Origin of the sequence: Chitinophaga filiformis (assembly GCF_021646545.1) — a bacterium.
Lineage (GTDB): Bacteria > Bacteroidota > Bacteroidia > Chitinophagales > Chitinophagaceae > Chitinophaga > Chitinophaga filiformis_A.
Window position 1 is genome coordinate 44,443 of record NZ_JAKIRP010000001.1, and the last position, 18,626, is coordinate 63,068.

Below are 18,626 nucleotides of genomic sequence, written 5' to 3' on the forward strand. Positions count from 1 at the left end.
TTGTGGTTTGATTTTGTAGGTGAAAGGGGGCAACAACAGGATGATTGTCTTAACAGCATACCTGCCGTCAATATCTTAGTATCGGTTTCCTTACGATGAATGCATGCTTATCGAAGTTTGCCTGTGGTAACAATGAGCACTTTACTTTTTTCCTTTTCATGGGTTTACATTTTGTGTCGTGACGGGGTTAACATTTAATAGGGTACCGAAATTTTCATGGATGATAAAAGGCCGTCTTTCCTTTATTGTAGTCACGAAGATATAATAGTCTGCTGCTACGCCACAGCAGTTGTGAATTTGATAATAGATTATTTACTATCTTTGCGTCAGATTAACACAAAGAGTAAATGAAACCCTTTCATAGTTATCAGAACCCCTCCCTGGCAGTGGACCTGGTCGTATTTGGTTACAGTAAACAGAACCTGTCCGTTTTACTCCTGAACAGAAAGGAAGAACCCTTTAAAGACCGCTGGGTACTGCCTGGCGCCTTCCTGCAAATGGAAGAACGTTTTAAGGATACCTGCTCAAGGGTGCTGAAAACAAAACTGGGAATGGATGATGTCTACCTGGAACAGTTATACTCTTTTGATGAACCAGACCGCGATCCCCGTGGCCGGGCGATATCAGTGGCCCACTATGCACTCGTCAATCCCTCCCGGGTGGCGATTGCTGCAGGTAGTATGGCTAATGATGTCAGCTGGTTCACCATCAATGAGTTACCTGCACTGGGATTTGATCACGATATCATTTTCCAGCAGGCACTCCAGCGACTCCGTTCGAAGATCACTTATTTCCCAGTGGGATTTGAGTTGCTGGATGATCTGTTCACTATGCCGGAGCTGCATGAACTCTATGAGTGTATCCTGGATACGACGATTGACCGCCGCAATTTCAGAAGGAAGATCCTCGATTCTGAATATATTATTAACACCGGGAAGAAAAGAGAAGGATCCCAGAACAGACACCCTGATCTCTATAAATTCAATAAAAAACTAAAGAAGAACAGCTTCCAGATAAATATCTAAACTATGAAATACAATAATGATTGGCTGATCAAACGATATAAGGCCAAGGAAAAGTTAACCTACACCTTCTTCTGGGGACACAGAGGAGAACCCGGCAATGTCACTAAAAGCTGCTTCAGCCAATGGTGGCCAGCCGCTTTCAAAGACGAGCAGCATGTTTACCCTACAGCAGAACATTGGATGATGGCCGAAAAAGCAAGACTGTTCAACGATGCTGCTGCAGAAGAAAAAATACTGAAAGCCCCCTCCCCTGCAGATGCAAAAAAACTGGGCAGGCTGGTGCAGCATTTTGATCCCGCCACCTGGGATGCGAAAAAATTTGAGATCGTAATGAAAGGGAATCTGCTGAAATTCTCTCAATATCCCAAAATGAAAGAATTCCTGCTCAACACCGGCGACACCATCATCGTAGAAGCAAGTCCGCTGGACCGCATCTGGGGAATAGGTATGGGCGCTAATCATGAAGACGCGGAGAACCCAACTCTATGGCGGGGACATAATCTCCTCGGATATGCCCTGATGGAAGTCAGGGACCAACTAAAACAATAAATACAATGAACGAGAAACAAAGGAAAGGCATCAGTAAATTTCTGAGCCTGATCCTACGACATCAGCCTGAAGTGATCGGCATCACACTCGACGAAAATGGCTGGACAGATGTAGATGAACTGATCGCTAAAATGAATGCCAACGGACATCGCATTTCTTTCGACCAACTGGAAGAAGTAGTGGAGACAGATGATAAGCAACGCTATTCCTTCAGTGTGGATGGCAATAAAATACGCGCCAGCCAGGGACATTCCGTGAATATATCGCTGGGCCTGGATCCGCAGGAACCACCGGAATACCTTTATCATGGAACAGTATCAAAATTCCTTGACAGCATCCGTAAAGAAGGACTGCAAAGGATGAGCCGTCAGCACCTGCACCTGAGCCGTGACAGGGAAACAGCGGTGAAAGTAGGTAGTCGTCGCGGCATACCTGTCATCCTCAATATTAACAGCGGGGCAATGCATAGGGATGGGTTCCTGTTCTATCTGTCAGACAATGGTGTCTGGCTGACGGATCATGTGCCGGCGAAGTATATCAATTTCTAAACAGGACCAATGACCAATAGGAATTTTATTAAAGACGCACTACTGGGAGTAGCCACCGGCGATGCATTGGGCGTGCCGGTGGAATTCTGCTCCAGGAGTGAAATGCTATGCGAGCAGGTTACAGGGATGAGATTGGCAGGATTACTCTATGGCTGGGAAACAATTCCCGCCGAATGGCTAAATGTTTTGGCCAAAAGAGATGCAATTGACCAGTTGATTGTTAACTTGCAGGCCAAAATTTACAGGTAAATGGCGCGGACGTTTGTAATTGGGGATATACATGGCGCACTGAGAGCTTTGGAACAAGTGCTTGAAAAGATCAAGCTGAAAGCGGATGATCAGCTCATCTTCCTGGGAGATTATGTGGATGGCTGGTCACAATCTGCACAGGTCATTGATTACCTCATGCAACTGGAAAAACAATACCAGTGCATTTTCATCAAAGGGAATCATGACGCCTGGTGCGAGGCATGGCTGATGGGAGGATTCCCTGACCAGACCTGGCAATTCAATGGAGGCAGAGAAACAGTGGCCAGTTACGAAGGCTATAGTCAGTCGCAGAAGAATGCGCATATCATTTTTTATAACCGGATGAGAGATTATGTGATCGATTCGGAAAACAGATTGTTCATACATGCTGGTTTTACTTCCATGCATGGCCCTGCCATGGAAAGATATGATACCAGTTATCACTGGGATAGAACCCTCTGGGAAATGGCTATTACGATGGATAAACGTATCAAGAGAGATTCCAAGTTGTTTCCTAAAAGATTGTTAGTCTTCAACGAGATCTTTATTGGTCATACACCTACCATCAACTACGATGTAGATGTACCCATGAATGGTTGTAATGTGTGGAATGTAGATACGGGTGCGGCTTTTTATGGGAAACTGACGGCAATGGATATTGATACTAAAAAGTTCTGGCAGAGTGATCCTGTACAACAGCTTTATCCAAACGAAAAAGGAAGGAACCGCTAAGCAATTAATTATCTTATCAAGGTTAATTCCTTTTTCACCAGTGGAAAATCTTTGTCATTGATGTCTGTTTCATAATAGTAAAGTTCACCGTCTTCCATTTCGATCCTGCTCTCCAGGTCTTCATCACTGAGGTAATCGCAGGCAGTAGGTATGTCCCAGTATTCGGTGATCCTCACCCACCTTCCTGCTATATAAGACCAGGTGCTGCATGTATACATGCAGGCATGCATGGATTGTACGAAAACAGAGATATCATCTTCACCGTCCCCATTCAAATCCCCTTCGTTCACCAATCTGATATGCCTGCCTATTACTACCGGCATTGGTTTTATCTTGTTATCCTGGAACCGGACAACATACTGCGTTTCGCTTGTCACTTCCATCCCTTCCTCATGTGGCTTGTCGCTGTTGATCCTGCCGTAAAACACGCCATACCCAATGTCGCGACTGGTATCTCCATTGAAATATCCCTCTACGCGGACAGTGTCAGGAATGACCTGGGCATCTTCCGGCGGAGACGAAAGTATCATGACACCGGTGTCGATGGCAGGTTCAACTGTATTATTCATGCCAGTGGCTGTTTCTTTTTCCCTGGGAGACTCTATAGTGGAATAGCATGCCGGCAACAAAAAGAGACATAAGGCATAAAGGGACTTTTGCATCTCACATGAATTCTTGATACTAAAGTATTACTTTATTTACGCTTTCTCAAACAATTACTTTAGTTCTCAACGTTTTAGTATCTTTTTTATTGAATTTCATACTATCAGCGAAAGGCACGTCACACCTACGATAGTAAGGAGTACTATGTTTTTTGTCCGTTTTAGAGTGGGAACGTTTGCGTAAATAATTACGCCATCTTCTGATCGGCTCACGTATCAAATCGTGTAATTTCAGTAACAAATAAAACCCCGTTATGAAAACACTAATACTACTGGCATTTACATGCCTTCTGGGAGGAGGCATGTCTTATGCGCAAACCCCGCTGTATGCTGCTCCCGGCGGCTCAGCGTCTAACCCTGGTACAAGTATCAATGCTCCCACAACACTTACCAATGCACTCGCTACGATCCCTGCGGGCGGCACTATTTATCTGCGGGGAGGCACTTACAGTTTTTCTGCATCTGTAATCATTGCTGCTACCAACAATGGTACATCATCTGCCAACAAGAACGTTGTAGCGTATGGCAGCGAAGTACCTGTGCTCGACTTCTCCGGACAAGCAGTCGCAGACGCTAACCGCGGACTGGTACTGGATGGCGACTACTGGCATTTTACAGGCATTACCATCACAGGTGCTGGTGATAATGGGATGTTGCTGGCAGGCAATAACAACATCATCGAAAAATGCATCTTCAGCAAAAACCATGACAGTGGCCTGCAATTAAGTCGTTATGTTACGTCCAACACCACTATCAGTTCCTGGCCTTCCAACAACCTGATCCTCAACTGTGAAGCATTTGACAACCAGGATCCGGACAATGAAGATGCTGACGGATTTGCAGCTAAACTAACCTGCGGTACGGGCAATGTATTCAGGGGTTGCATCTCTCATCACAACATTGATGATGGATGGGACCTCTATGCGAAAAGTGATACAGGCCCTATCGGTGCTGTAACACTGGAAAACTGTGTGTCATACAGCAACGGTACGCTCAGCAATGGCAGTACGTCCGGTAATGGTGATAAGAATGGTTTTAAACTGGGCGGTTCAGGTATTGCGGTCAATCACATTATCCGCCGTTGTGTGGCTTTCAATAATGGCCATCATGGTATCACTGACAACAATAATCCTGGCAATATCGAAGTGTCCAACAATACGAGTTACAACAATGCGGAATCCAATTTCAATTTCAGGGATGGCAGCACAGCCACTTACAGGAATAATCTGTCTTTTAATGCCGGTTCCAGCGACAAATCTATCGGCACTGAAGTGGGATCCAGCAACGTATGGTGGAAGAACAATGTCAGCACCAACAGCGGTAGCCTGGTAGTGAGCAGCGCGGATTTCATTTCCACTTCGCCCAGCGTTGGTAAGAACGCAGATGGTAGTCCTAATCTGGGTAATTTTCTAGCACTGGCCAGCGGCAGTGATTTAATCAATACCGGTGTTACAGCTCCTGGCATCACTTATACAGGCTCCGCTCCGGATATCGGCGCACGTGAATCAGGCAGCACCAGCAATCCAGGCACATATACTCTCAGCATTACGGCGGCTCCTGCTGCAGGAGGTACAGTAACAGCCAATCCAAACGCTTCGTCTTATACCGCAGGTACTGTAGTTACGTTGACGGCGGTACCTGCCAGCGGGTACACCTTCTCAGGATGGAGTGGTGCAGCCAGTGGCACATCTACTACCACGACAGTTACTGTTAATTCCAACATCGCAGTGACGGCCAACTTTATCGCCAACAATGGCGGCGGCGGCAATACACTTCGCATAGACGATGCAGCTAGCGCCACCAGTGGTTATTGCGGCGCAGATGGTAGTCGCCAGAACAGCTACAGCGGCGCAGATGGCGGGTATTATATCAACCTGTCAAACTCCACTGCAAAGGGCGTGAATTATCGTATTACCGTTCCATCAGCAGGAACGTACTCATTTGTATGGAGATATGCCAATGGAGGTTCCACTGTTTCTACTACTGCACGCTTGCTGGTGAATGGCAGCACAGCCGTAGCAAGTGTATCCTTCCCTAAGACAAGCTCCTGGTCAGCCTGGACCACTACACCGGCAGTGACGGCAACACTTGCAGCCGGTACCAATACCGTGCGGATTGAAACGACATCCTCGACTGAATTTGCCATCATAGATTGGCTGGAAGTAACTGGTAACAGTCCTTCGGCAGGTGCATGTAGCGCCAGCACGCTCGGTACAGTGGCTTATAAAAGAGATGTATCCACAGCAGTGAACGAAGCGGCGCGTGTTTATCCTAATCCGGTAGTCAACACATCTACTGTTAGCTTTTATAACAAACAGGAAACAAGGGTAGCTGTCAGGTTATATGACGCTAATGGCGCGCTTATGAATACGCTGGCTAACAAGGTTTATCCTGCAGGACTTCATCAATTGAGCGTTGATTGTAGCAGGCTTGTGAAAGCGGTGTATTTCATCCGCGTGGAAAGAGATGGCAACAATGAAACCTTAAGGATCATCAAACAATAAATTATAGTTGCTCACCCGGCTTCAGTACCCTTCCGCGCTGTTGTTCAGCTGCTGCAAAAGCATCGTCTGAAAGCGCCTGAAATCCTTTAGGCGCTTTCGAAGCCGGGCCTTTATAGATACCTACGAAAGGTTTTGAAAATGTTTTACGGGTTACAGGATCTGTCATCCTGAAATATTGCGGATACCAGCCCTGCACAATACGATGGTCGGGTGCTGGCTTTTTCGCAGCCTTCGCCCTGTTCTCCAGGATCTTTTCCAACGTGACCTTATCAACATCCGCTTCTTTGAAGAAATAAACACGACGGCCTTTTAATCCATTGCCACTCTTGAATACCCCTGCATGATGCCATTCTGATGCAAAAGGCTCGATTTCCTTCGCACTGATCTTAGTATTGAATTTCCTGGATAATAAAGTGGCTACCTCACCAGCTTTCAACAATTGTTTGTCTTCAGCATCCTGGTAATTCTCTGACTTTCCCTCCTGCAGATATTTACGCATCTTCATGAGGGAAAGGTACAATAATTCTACTAGCCTTATAAAGCGCTAGTTTTCAATAGTGATCTTCTCGCCCTTGGCGGATCTCAGAGAAATAGCCAATGTAACTTCATCACACCGTCCAGTGTTCACGCCTGATGATATCCTCCAGGCGGGCTTTATCTGCACCCATCTGAGGTTCAAGTCCTAATTGCTGCATCAGACTATAACTATTGATCACTCCTTCTTTGAACCAGGGCATTTCCTTGCTCAGCACCATCAGCTTGGCAAACCCTTTCATATGCTCACCCTTCTGGATGAGATAATAGGCATGTGCGGCCCTGAAATGAGGATAATGATAGAACTCACCAGCCATTGTATCCCAGGTGGCCTCAGTAACCGCCGGCTCCGATTTCAGCAACGCAATAGCATATACGGGGGAATGCAGCAGGTCGTGTTCGAAGTTCACCAGCTCCTGCATACTCAGCGACTTCCGGTTATCATTAAAAAGCCTGACACGCAGTACTTCGTTATATAATTCGTGTGCCCGTTCTTCCTTATGTGTATAATGCCAGATATCGCCCAGGAGGATCTTTGCTTTCAGATGGTTAGGTACGAGGTGCAGCGCTTTCTGTGCACGCTCTTCCGCCTCTTTATATTTAGTAAGGATAAAATACGACCTCGCCACTGCCATATGAAAATTGGCATCTGTAAGATCGGGACCGGTAGCATGTTCTGCCGCAATCTTCAGGGCATGTTCGGGATAACGGTCTATATTGTAACGCTCAATTACCTGCCAGAGCTTCATAGATTCTCCAATGGAATTATCCAGGATCTTGTAGATGATCCCTCTTCTGTCCCATATGGACTTTACTTCTTTCCAGGCTTCAAACTCCTCAGGAAAAGCGATGGCAAAAGGGATCACTTCATTAGTTTCTTCCGAGCGGACCCGCATGCTCATCTCTTCCTTGGGTCTGCTGGTATAACGTGCGGCGGCTGCCAGGAATTCTTTGTCAAATAATTCTATGTCTGTCAATGCCGGAGCAGACGTGGCCTGCCCATTCTTATTGTTTTTAAGGCCAAATAAATTAGCGAAAAAGCCCATATCCGAAAAACTGAATTGTTCCGCAAGATATACAAATTATATACATATTATTTATAATACCATTTGAATAAATTCCCGGGAACACTCGCTAATTATTTCTAATTTACAATGGGAAGCGAAGTATTCAGGATTTACTATATATCAACCAAATGTCAATTTCAAGAAGAGCATTCTTATCCCAGACTGGGAAAGTAGCTGCTGCCTACCCCGCTATGCTGGCACTCGGAATGTTACAAAAAGCACCCGCTCATGCCTTTGACCTGGAGGGAAATGGAAACGGTAAACGTATCATCATCCTCGGTGCAGGACTGGCAGGACTGACAGCCGCTTATGAGTTAACAAAGCTTGGATATCAGTGTACCATCTTAGAGGCACGTAACCGGGCAGGCGGAAGATGCTGGAGTATCCGTAAGGGTACCGTTCATCATGAAACAGATATCACTCCGCAGACAGCCGCTTTCGACAGTGATCAGTATTTCAATGCAGGCCCATCCCGCATTCCGCATCATCATGAGCTGACCATGCACTATTGCCGGGAACTCGGCGTACCCATACAGGTATACAATAATGTAAACGAAGCCACCTACTTCTTCAGTGAAGGGAAAGGCCCTCTTTCTAATAAAAAGATCAGGGCCCGCGAGATCCATAACGACCTGCGTGGCTATACGAGCGAACTGCTGGCCAAAGCAATTGACCAACAAAAGATTGATACCGCCCTGACTAAAGAGGATACACAAAAGGTCCTGGAATACCTGAGAGCAGAAGGAGGACTGGATATTGACAAACTATATAAAGCATCAGACAGGCGCGGTTTTGTTGAAGCCCCCGGCGCTGGCGATAAACCAGGCAAGATAGGCGATCCTCACCGGCTGGCAGACATCATTTCTTCCGGACTGGCAGATCCCGACTTCTATAACGTGGCGGAGTATACGTATGAGTTACAGATGACTATGTTCCAGGCCATCGGCGGTATGGACAACATTTCAAAGGCCTTTGAACAGCGGGTAGGCAAGATGATCCGCTTCGGATGTGAGGTAACTGATATTCTCAATCAGCCGGAAGGCGTGAAGATCGTCTATAAAGACAACAAAGGCAGCCACGAACTACAGGCCGACCTTTGCATCTGTACACTACCACTACCCGTATTGAGCAACATTCAGCACAACTTCTCTTCCGATGTAAGCCGCGCCATTGATCGCGTACCATATATGATCACGGGTAAGATCGGTTTACAGTTCAAAAGAAGGTTCTGGGAAGAAGATGAACAGATCTTTGGCGGTATCACGCATACCAACAATGAACTGACGCAGATCTTCTATCCTTCCTACGACTATCTCAGTAAAAAGGGTATCCTGCTGGGCTACTACAATTTTCATGAGAAAGCGAAACGGACAGGCAATCTAACGCATGCGGAACGGGAGAAACTGGCGCTGGAGAAAGGCAGCCTGATACATCCGCAATACATGAAAGAGTTTGAGACCTCTTTCTCTGTCAGCTGGCATAAAACGCCTTACAGTATGGGAGGATGGGCATTGTATAACGGCGCCAACCGGCAGACACTTTATAAGAGTCTGTTACAAGCAGACAAACAGGTGTACTTCGCGGGTGAACATACCACCTACCTCAATGCCTGGATGGCCGGCGCTTTCGAATCGGCAAGAAGAACGGTAGCTGACATTCATGCCAGGGTAACAGATCAACGTATCACTTATCCTACTGCCACAGGCAGTTAATGCAATAGATATTTTTTACAACCAAAACTAATTGCTATGAGTACCACCAACTCCATGAACAGGCGTGACTGGCTGAAGACCACGGCCCTGTTTACCGGTGGATTGACAATGCTTCCTCCAGCCCTGAACCGGTTGCAGGCAGCACCTGCCATCCCTGTTGCCAGTAATAGCACGGCCTATGCCAATGACCTTGCTATCGGCCCAAAACTGCCTGCCAACCTGAAAGCCAGACTGTTTGCCAACGAGAATCCGTTCGGCCCTTCCCCTAATGCCAAAAAGGCTATTATGGACAGCATGCTGACCAGCTACCAGTATCCCATCAGGTTGATGCCGGAACTGGAAGAAAAGATCTGTGCATATGAGGGCATCACGCCTGACATGCTGATGATGAGTTCTGGTTCTTCTCCGCTGCTTTTAGGCACTGCTGTCAGCCTGTGCAGAGACGGTGGCAACATCGTGACAGCCGATCCTACTTACGATGACCTTCCGAACCGGTGTGAAAAGGTAAACGCCAAATGGATCAAGGTTCCGCTGACCAAAGAATACACACATGACCTGGATGCGATAGAGAAAGCTATCACCCCGGAGACTAAACTGGTGTACATCTGCAATCCCAACAATCCGACAGGTACAATTGTAGATAAAGACAAGCTGAAAGCATTCTGTGAACGCGTATCACAGAAAGTGACGGTATTTGTCGATGAGGCTTATATCGATTATCTACCGGATGCTGCTGCCACCACTTTGATCAGTAGTGTGAAGAAAGGACAGAACATCATCGTGGCACGTACTTTCTCTAAGGTATACGGACTGGCAGGACTGCGCCTGGGTTATATTGTCGCGCAGCCGGCAACTATTGCAAAACTGCAGCCCCATACATCCTGCAGCTGGGCAGCCCTTTCAGCGCCTGCCATCAGCGGTGCACTGGCCAGTTATCAGGACCAGGCGTATATGCAGGAAATAGTGAAGAAGACAACAGAGAGCAAACAGTTCCTGTATGATACACTCAAAGCAGAAGGCTACAGCTACATCCCTTCTTACACCAACTTCGTGATGTTCCCGCTCAAAATGGACGGGCAACGTTTTGCGGAAGAGATGTTGAAACGGGGCGTAGGATTACGTAACTGGAAAATGAACAATCAGGACTGGTGCAGGATCAGCATCGGACGCATGGATGAAATGCAGGCATTTGCGGCTGCATTCAAGGAATTATCTTAATTAACAGACTGTATGAAAAAATATCTGCTGACATTATTACTTGCTGTTTGCATATTGCAGGCGATGGCACAATCACGCCCCATCACGACTGCTGAATATGTGAAAGCCAAAACCTTTACGGTAAAAGACCTGGACAATGATACCTATGTAAAGTTCAACAATGCCTATATACTGGACCGCTATGAGATGCGGAAGCCCTATTTCATTACGGGTGATGACGGTCAGAAAAAAAGAATAGACCTCTACCGCCTGGTAGCGAAAGACAGTATGCAGGACATTGCTACCATGATCTTTTACACGAACGAAAGCGGCAAGCTGTATACAGCCGTGATGCCGCTGTTCAACAGCAATGCTGATATCTGGAACCAATACTTTGAGGATATTCACGCCATTGACAAAGTGGAGAAGAACTTCGTACTGAAACTGTCTTATGTATTATCTAAAGAGTTCAGTTATCAGTTATACAAGGCCATGAACGCAGGCAAGGATGTGAAAGAAGAAGCCGGCACTTATGGTACGGATATCTGTTTTCCTGGCGACCAGCTGGTGACACTGGCCAATGGCACGCAGAAAGAACTGCGTGATATCCATCCGGGAGATGAGATCATCAGTCCCGATGCGGCAACGCACCAGACCAGCACCATTCGCGTAAAAGAGCTGGTAAAGCATACTGCTGAAAACTATGCCATCACTCGCTTGCTGGTCATGCATGCCACAGAACAGGAAGAGGCAGGTATACATGTGGTGACCTTGTCAGGCAAGGTATTGCAGGCAACACCTAATCATCCCGTACTGACCATTGCAGGTAAAAAGCAGATGGGAGCTGTAACAACGGGCGATCAGCTGCTTTGCATGGATGAACACACCAAAACACTCGTCACATATACCGTTGTAAATAAGACCGAAGCCGCCGGAGGCAAGCAGGCTGTTTACAACATCGTAGCAGAAGGGGGAGATGCCTTTATGATGAACAACATCATGGTGCTACAGAAATAGAAGAGATGTAGTAAAATAAACGGCGTCCCCTGGAAGCATATAAAAGATACCTGATGAAGAGAGCCCGTCCGCCAGAAGGCAAGACGGGCTCTTTTTGTTAGTGTTCCACCAGCACTTTACTGGCAACGTTATTAGGCACCAGTTGATAATCCTGGAACGTGACAGATGCAGCAGCTCTTCCTGAAGAAAGGGTGCGCAACGTGGTCACATATCCAAACAGATCAGACAAGGGCACCTCTGCCTTGATATACTGGGCACTCGCCTTCATTTCCATTCCTTTGATCACACCGCGACGCCTGTTGAGGTCTCCGGTAATAGCGCCGGTATGTTCTTCCGGCAGGGTCACTTCCACACTCATGAAAGGTTCCAGTAAGCGGGGCGCCGCTTTCGCAGCTGCTACACGGAAGCCCATTAAGGCTGCATGTTCAAAGTCCAGCGCATGAGAGTCTTTTTCATGGATGTCGCCATCCAGTAAACGCACCCGCATGGATTGTACAGGATAACCCGCCAGCACACCGTTCTGCATCGCTTCTTCAAAACCTTTCTTCACAGCAGGAATGAACTCGCGGGGAATAGCACCACCGGTAACCTCATTCACAAACTCCAGCCCTGGCTGTCCATCTTCACGTGGCGACAGTTCAAACACGATCTCAGCAAAGTTGCCCGAGCCACCATTCTGTTTCTTATACACTTCTTTGTGTTGCACAGCTTTGGTGAACACTTCTTTGTAAGCGATCTGTGGTTGTCCTTTATTGACCTCCAGCTGATAATTGGTGGCCAGTTTTTCCAGCACCACTTCCAGATGTAATTCACCCATTCCCTTGAGGATAGTCTGACCGGAAGCCGCATCCACTGTTACGGACAAGGTAGGATCTTCTTCCACCAACTTAGCAAGTGCTTCACCCAGCCTGTTCACATCTTTAGCCACCTTCGCCTCGATAGCATAACCCATCATCGGTTCAGGGAAGCTGATCTTCTCCAGCAACACCGGTCTGTCAGCATCAGACAGGGTATCGCCGGTACGCACATCCTTCAATCCAACTACGGCACCAATATCGCCGGCACTGATCACATCTGCAGTTTCATACTTGTCAGACATGATACGCATCAGACGACTGATACGCACTTTCTTGCCCGTGCGGCTGTTCCATACGGCATCACCCGTACGTAAAGTACCGGCATACACTCTCACAAACGTCAGCTTACCGGCATAATCATCAGAGATGATCTTGAAGGCCAGCGCAGCAAACGGACTTTCTTCCGTAGTGGCGATCTGCAGACTTTCATCTGTTTCCTGACTGGTTGCATGTATTTCGGGCACATCAGCCGGAGCAGGTAGGTAACGCACCACAGCATCCAGCAATGGCTGTACACCCTTATTGCGATAGGCGGCGCCTGCCAGTACAGGGATGACCTGCATCTGTAAGGTGGCACTGCGCAAGGCACGATAGATATCTTCTGCAGATACTGTAGCGGGATCAGTGGTGTAGCTTTCAAAAATGCGCTCATCATATAATGAGAGTTCTTCCAGCAAATTAACACGCGCCTGTTCCGCTTCGGTCAGCATGTCGGCAGGAATATCGGTGACAATGTATGTTTTACCATCCTGACTATCCCATACATAAGCTTTCATGGTGAGAAGGTCAATGACACCGGAGAAAGCATCTTCCGCGCCAATCGGCAATTGTACTGGCACCGCATTGGTATGTAACACATCACGGATCTCTTTCACCACACGACGGAAGTCAGCACCCTGCCTGTCCATCTTATTGATCATCACAATACGTGGCACATGATAACGGTTAGCCTGCAGCCACACTGTTTCCGACTGCGGCTGTACACCCGACTTCGCACAAAACACGGCGATGGCGCCATCCAGCACACGCAGGGAACGTTCCACTTCGGCAGTGAAATCAACGTGGCCTGGAGTATCTATAATATTCACCTGGTATTTATTACCATCAAGTTGCCACCAGGTAGTGATGGCTGCAGAAGAAATGGTGATACCACGTTTTTCTTCCTGCGGATCACTATCCATGACGGTGTTTCCTTCATCAACACTACCTAACTTGTGTGTAAGCCCTGTATAATAAAGCATGCGTTCTGTAACGGTTGTTTTACCGGCATCCACATGCGCCATGATCCCTATATTTCTGAATAGTTCCTGTCGTTTCATTTCTAATGATTTTAAAGCAATAAAAAAGCCTTCCGCTCTGGTAACGGAAGGCTTGCTGCAATATGCATAGCACTATACGTTACCGGACTTGCCGTGTAAAGAATATTGTCAATGTTTTGATAATAGCTATCATATTGCGTGTTATAAATGTTGTTATTGAAAATAGAATATTGTCTAGTTAATGGATACACGTACCCCGTGTAGCAGTTTTATGTAACTGCTATTAACATACAACTAAACGTAAATTGGCTGAAGAAGCAGGGGGAGACAAATAAAAAGGCCCCTTCGGATGAAGAGGCCTCTGAAGAATATTCAGACACAATAATTAACCTCTCATATCCGGGCAAGGATCTGCCTCCCCGTCCTTAATTAAGACAATGCAGGTGCTTGCAATTACTGCCCTGATAGCAGCACTTGCGTTGAACGCTGATTGATATGAAAGAATGTTTGTCATTGTGATTAATGCTTTTAAAATTCGTGCACAAATGTACGAAGAATTTCGATATAAAAAACAAGTGCATGCAGAGGCGATGGTTTCAACTACAACTGTAATTGACCGTCAACAATATTCAACTGTCTGTCCTTTTCACTATTGATGATCCATGCACCCAGATTAAACCAGGCAGCACATTCATCCAATATCCAGGCGTCTGAGCTACACACTATTTTATCACCTGCTATCAGCAATTTATCAGGTGAATTATCAAGATGGATTTCCCAGGGGAATTGATGTTTTTCTGACAGTTCATAACAAAAGCCTTTCAACTTTCCACTGTTAGAAACAGGAGCATCGAAGATCCAGATCACTTTTTCTACTTCGAGTTTGCGTAACATCTCGCCTATCAATACCAGCACATCACCGGTTTGATTGATCATTTTATAGGTTCCATGGACCGATGAGATATCGCGGTAACATCCATCCAAACCTTTAAATACAAAACCGCCGGAATAAAGTGTTTCTAACAGGATCAACAGATTGAATCCATCAATATAAATGGTGTTGTTTCTTAATTGATCGGCATGCAGTTCTTTCTTTTTTCTGATCTGTAGTTGCTGTTCGGAACAACACATGCCCTGCAGTGCCAGCAACTGGCGTTTGATCAGATTATATCTGTTGCCAACGAGAGAGATGGATGCTTTTAACGGATAATCCCTGCTGAGTAGATAATACATATCTTCCAGCCCCTGCCGTAGTTGCTCCTTTACGATCGGATTACCGAATAGTGTATTGTCTTCCGGATGTTTATCCTGATTCCTTTCAGTTTGTAGTGCATTATCGTCCATAGCAGGGAGTAATAATTTTCGGCGCCAGATACGGCATTTTTCTCAAATTTAGGACCTGCGCAGTTAACTAACGTAATAAACAGGTTTTCCAGGCTCAGATATACGGAAGGTGAGGTTGATACGAGCCCCGATCTTTCTGGAAGTTTTAGGAATATGATGTTCGTAAAGGTCCTGCATGGTTTCTCCCATCAGCAGGAAGCTGCCATGTGTTAAGGGAATGTCCAGGAGGGAAGTACCTACGTGGTTCTTTGGTCTAACCTTAAACAACCTGGTTTCCCCGAAGGTAACAGAAGCGATAGGGTGATGCCGGCCATCCTTCGGTAAAGTATCGCTGTGCCAGGAGACGGAGTCATTCCCATCCCGATAGTAGTTGAGCAATATCCGGTCAAATTGGATGCCGCACTCTGCCTCAACTCTGGCTTTGATAGCCAGGAGCTCGGGCGTCCATTCGAAGCCATTTGTGCCTCCGTAATAGGCGGTTAAACGGGGATCCGGCAGGATCCTGTCATACATTTTCCGGGTTCGCTGCTGCCAGGGGGTGGTGTCTTTGAATATTTTGAAGTATCTATCTGATTCTTCCTTAGTGAAAAACTGCTCCCAAAGCCTCAATTCTGCACCGGGTAGCTGGAAGTCTACGAAACGCCTTTTCCCCTCATCAAACAGTTCACAATCATCAAAAAGTTGCATAGGGTACGAAGGTAGGAATTAAGACCGAAATACTAAAATTTTTAGCATTTCAATATCAAGGCACTTGAAATAAGCCCGCTTTTATGCCAGTTTGGCACTACTTGCCTGGCCGTCGCTTCGCCGTCCGAGATTCGTTGCTTGTTCGTCCCTTGTTCGTCCACCGATATTGGCCGGGAATGTGTCAAAAAGGCTCTTCATAACAGCATGAACCGGCTGATAAGCGGTTATCAGGTGGAATCCCTGGCTGCGTTCTTTGAAGTTTTTTGCTATTGGGCATTTTGAAGGCGTGTTGGGCTTTCTTTATCTATTAAACCCCTGGTAGATCGCATCAGCATACTTCAAACAACGGAGGCCAGGGATTTCCACCTGACACCGCCGGTTCCTTTAGTTCTTCCACTTAATTCGTTGAGGTACTATCCGGGCGCTGGCAAAGTAAAATACCAATTTTGCACACTGCAACCTCATATCATACATTGCTGACACCTAATTCTCCTCCTCCCTATGCCTTTTTTGCTTCTTGAGCTTAGTGCGTGCATCCCATATGACCAAGACAATGATGGCAATAATTAAGATGACCATTTTTATATCCATGTTCCTTGCTATTACGTTATAACCATATCAGCGGATGCCGTACCGGAAGGTTACGCACCACTTCCGCATTGGAGGGCTGATGGTCCAATCTTTTCCAGGTACCAAACCACTCCTGCTGCTGATAAGCTGCTGCACCGAATACCAGGGACGGATGTGCCACCGGCCATTCATCCCAATACATGACGTCCTTTTTATAGGGCCATTTTCCCTTATCTACTATATAAGGATACAGGAAAGCAATCCCTTTTTTGATACTACGACCGTCCGGCAACTGGTAGGCCCACAGGTCATTTTCCTTATCGGACAGGATCTGGCAGATGGTGACCATGGCATCGAGATTGAACAGGGAATAGCCATAAGGTTTCGTTCTGGCCAATTCCAGCGGGAAACTGCCATCGGCGGCCATCTGGTTGGGCAATAATACCTGTTTGTACCTGTCCCGGCAAAAGCGCAATAAAGCAGTATCGTTGATCAGGCGGGCAAAGCAGGCTGTCTGCATCACCCAGCAGGTGCCGTGGTTATTCTTTGCGTTCATCTCATCCTTACCATACTGATGGGTTGTCAGCCAATGGAGGTAGTCAGCAAACCACGTCCGGATACCTTTCGCCAATTCCCTATCGAAGGCGCGGTCCTTTTGCATGACCATTACACCCTGAGCTACTTCCATCAGGTGAATGGCGTCAATGATACCAATACCCCTGCCGGTGAATCTTCCTTTGATAGCCTGTGCATATTGCAGGTTCGGATGCATTAAAGTGGCGGTATCAGTAAACCATGCCTTTAAATGCGGGAGGGCTTCACGCACATAATTAGTATTGCCGGTAATGCGATAAGCAGATGCCAGTGCACCGATGATACGACTAAAACGGATCATTGCATGACGATGGGCCACAAAGTTATCGGGGTTGGTCATACCATCGCGCTGAATATAAGGACTATCGGGATGAGCGGGATTGGGCCACCAATAATCGCCCTCAGAGTAAAAATCATGCTTGCTGCCTGCACTGCGTGTACAGGTTGCTGCTGTTACAGTTGCCGGCGCTTGTTGCTTTGCCCAGGCAGCTTCTTTGAGTATCTGCTCACGCAGTACATTAACAACTGCTTTATCCGGTGGATTAAATGCGCTGCATAAGAGTATTATCAGTAAAATCGTAACGTGTTTCATGGGTTATCAACATTCTGTCCTACATAATACAAAACTCCTGTGATAATTTTTCCTAATTTGCCCGGATGAGAAAAGGACTACCTATATTTATCCTGACTGCCTGCATTGTATGCTTATCCTCCTGCTCAAGACAGGCGCTTCAGCCGCTTGATGTAGCAAAAGCGATCTTTAATCCGACAGTGTCCCCCGATTTTGTTGCGAAACACAGCACCGGTGACTATAGCGGTCATCCAAATGGACAGGACTTCCCTAATGAGCTAAATACTTCGTTCCTGCTTATCCAGCAATCAGCGAAAAAGGCAGTCGTTGCAATGACAATTGCGAACAACAACGGCAAAGCAACAGACAAGTACCTTTATTTTACCAAAGACAGTGCCCGATGGAAAATGTATGCATTGGCAACACCTACGCTGGCACGTTTGCATGAGCGCATGAAGAACGAAATGGAAGCAATCACCGCGAATGAGCTGGATAGTCTTCTCACCATATACCAACATCAGGAGTATGCTCCGTATAAAAGTAAAGAAGAGTTCTCTTTTATATTGAACAGTCTGCGGTTGAAATTAGCACCAGACGATAGTCTTGTGGCGCATTTCTATCGCCATAAAGCAACCTTTAATCAACTGTTGAAAGAAGTAAATAAGACGTCAAAATCTCCCGAAACAGAAACACCTACATTAGTAAACACACGAACACCTATATACAGCCCTTTACTAATCAGTAATGTCACCACCGGTGGGTTCCTACCTGCTGAATGTATCGACTTTCATATACTGAACGACCAGGTAGGATATCTTTATACGCCGCATAAAAAATACCTGCCTGACTTAAATCCGGACAAGGTGATGATGTTAAGATCGCTTGGTGGGGGATGGTATTTATATAAGGTAGCTATCTATTTGTAGTGTGTTATTTTTTCTCATGGTA

General features: G+C 46.5%; 17 protein-coding genes. 10 read left to right on the forward strand and 7 right to left on the reverse strand.

All coding sequences use genetic code 11. From position 1 onward, the window contains the following. Positions 1 to 347: 347 nt before the first annotated feature. The 5 genes from L3C95_RS00180 to L3C95_RS00200 are packed head-to-tail and all read left to right on the forward strand — an operon-like array spanning position 348 to position 3,103. Positions 348 to 1,025 (forward strand): NUDIX hydrolase, encoded by a 678-nt coding sequence (locus L3C95_RS00180; RefSeq protein WP_236384030.1) that lies wholly within the window; start codon positions 348 to 350, stop codon positions 1,023 to 1,025. Between the two features lie 3 nt (positions 1,026 to 1,028). Then, entirely contained in the window at positions 1,029 to 1,574 is a 546-nt protein-coding gene (locus L3C95_RS00185) for an NADAR family protein (protein ID WP_236384031.1), read from the forward strand. A 5-nt stretch (positions 1,575 to 1,579) separates the two neighbouring features. Further along, positions 1,580 to 2,122 (forward strand): RNA 2'-phosphotransferase, encoded by a 543-nt coding sequence (locus L3C95_RS00190; RefSeq protein WP_236384032.1) that lies wholly within the window; start codon positions 1,580 to 1,582, stop codon positions 2,120 to 2,122. Positions 2,123 to 2,131: 9 nt separating this feature from the next. Continuing rightward, a complete protein-coding gene (locus tag L3C95_RS00195; protein ID WP_236384033.1) occupies positions 2,132 to 2,371 on the forward strand; it encodes a hypothetical protein in 240 nt (79 codons plus the stop codon). Beyond that, the gene (locus tag L3C95_RS00200) at positions 2,372 to 3,103 is read left to right on the forward strand and encodes a metallophosphoesterase family protein (RefSeq protein WP_236384034.1); all 732 of its coding nucleotides are present in this window, start codon (positions 2,372 to 2,374) and stop codon (positions 3,101 to 3,103) included. An 8-nt stretch (positions 3,104 to 3,111) separates the two neighbouring features. Here L3C95_RS00200 and L3C95_RS00205 read toward each other — a convergent pair whose 3' ends face one another. Continuing rightward, entirely contained in the window at positions 3,112 to 3,672 is a 561-nt protein-coding gene (locus L3C95_RS00205) for a hypothetical protein (protein WP_236384035.1), read from the reverse strand. A 347-nt stretch (positions 3,673 to 4,019) separates the two neighbouring features. On the opposite strand from L3C95_RS00205, the gene L3C95_RS00210 reads away from it, so the two are divergent. Beyond that, positions 4,020 to 6,269 (forward strand): InlB B-repeat-containing protein, encoded by a 2,250-nt coding sequence (locus tag L3C95_RS00210; RefSeq protein ID WP_236384036.1) that lies wholly within the window; start codon positions 4,020 to 4,022, stop codon positions 6,267 to 6,269. A 1-nt stretch (position 6,270) separates the two neighbouring features. On the opposite strand, the gene L3C95_RS00215 is transcribed toward L3C95_RS00210, so the two are convergent. Next, positions 6,271 to 6,774 (reverse strand): hypothetical protein, encoded by a 504-nt coding sequence (locus L3C95_RS00215; RefSeq protein WP_236384037.1) that lies wholly within the window; start codon positions 6,772 to 6,774, stop codon positions 6,271 to 6,273. Between the two features lie 103 nt (positions 6,775 to 6,877). Further along, positions 6,878 to 7,849, reverse strand: a complete 972-nt coding sequence (locus L3C95_RS00220; RefSeq protein ID WP_236384038.1) for a tetratricopeptide repeat protein — start codon at positions 7,847 to 7,849, stop codon at positions 6,878 to 6,880. 149 nt (positions 7,850 to 7,998) lie between these two features. Between L3C95_RS00220 and L3C95_RS00225 the strand changes: the two genes are divergently transcribed. The 3 genes from L3C95_RS00225 to L3C95_RS00235 are packed head-to-tail and all read left to right on the forward strand — an operon-like array spanning position 7,999 to position 11,796. Then, on the forward strand, positions 7,999 to 9,582 hold the full coding sequence (locus L3C95_RS00225; RefSeq protein ID WP_236384039.1) for a flavin monoamine oxidase family protein: 1,584 nt from the start codon (positions 7,999 to 8,001) through the stop codon (positions 9,580 to 9,582). Between the two features lie 36 nt (positions 9,583 to 9,618). Beyond that, on the forward strand, positions 9,619 to 10,800 hold the full coding sequence (locus tag L3C95_RS00230; RefSeq protein WP_236384040.1) for a pyridoxal phosphate-dependent aminotransferase: 1,182 nt from the start codon (positions 9,619 to 9,621) through the stop codon (positions 10,798 to 10,800). 12 nt (positions 10,801 to 10,812) lie between these two features. Continuing rightward, complete coding sequence (locus tag L3C95_RS00235; RefSeq protein WP_236384041.1) at positions 10,813 to 11,796, forward strand: Hint domain-containing protein; 984 nt, start codon at positions 10,813 to 10,815, stop codon at positions 11,794 to 11,796. Positions 11,797 to 11,893: 97 nt separating this feature from the next. Here the strand turns inward: L3C95_RS00235 and fusA are convergent, their stop codons facing one another. The 4 genes from fusA to L3C95_RS00255 form a co-directional block, all read right to left on the reverse strand. After that, complete coding sequence (gene fusA, locus L3C95_RS00240) at positions 11,894 to 13,972, reverse strand: elongation factor G (protein ID WP_236384042.1); 2,079 nt, start codon at positions 13,970 to 13,972, stop codon at positions 11,894 to 11,896. A 540-nt stretch (positions 13,973 to 14,512) separates the two neighbouring features. After that, positions 14,513 to 15,256: a DUF434 domain-containing protein gene (locus L3C95_RS00245; RefSeq protein ID WP_236384043.1), complete on the reverse strand. Its 744-nt coding sequence runs from the start codon at positions 15,254 to 15,256 to the stop codon at positions 14,513 to 14,515. A gap of 63 nt (positions 15,257 to 15,319) precedes the next feature. Continuing rightward, positions 15,320 to 15,943, reverse strand: a complete 624-nt coding sequence (locus L3C95_RS00250) for an alpha-ketoglutarate-dependent dioxygenase AlkB family protein (protein WP_236384044.1) — start codon at positions 15,941 to 15,943, stop codon at positions 15,320 to 15,322. A gap of 607 nt (positions 15,944 to 16,550) precedes the next feature. Further along, a complete protein-coding gene (locus tag L3C95_RS00255; RefSeq protein WP_236384045.1) occupies positions 16,551 to 17,699 on the reverse strand; it encodes an alginate lyase family protein in 1,149 nt (382 codons plus the stop codon). A gap of 65 nt (positions 17,700 to 17,764) precedes the next feature. Between L3C95_RS00255 and L3C95_RS00260 the strand changes: the two genes are divergently transcribed. Then, positions 17,765 to 18,604, forward strand: a complete 840-nt coding sequence (locus L3C95_RS00260; RefSeq protein ID WP_236384046.1) for a hypothetical protein — start codon at positions 17,765 to 17,767, stop codon at positions 18,602 to 18,604. Positions 18,605 to 18,626 lie beyond the last annotated feature (22 nt).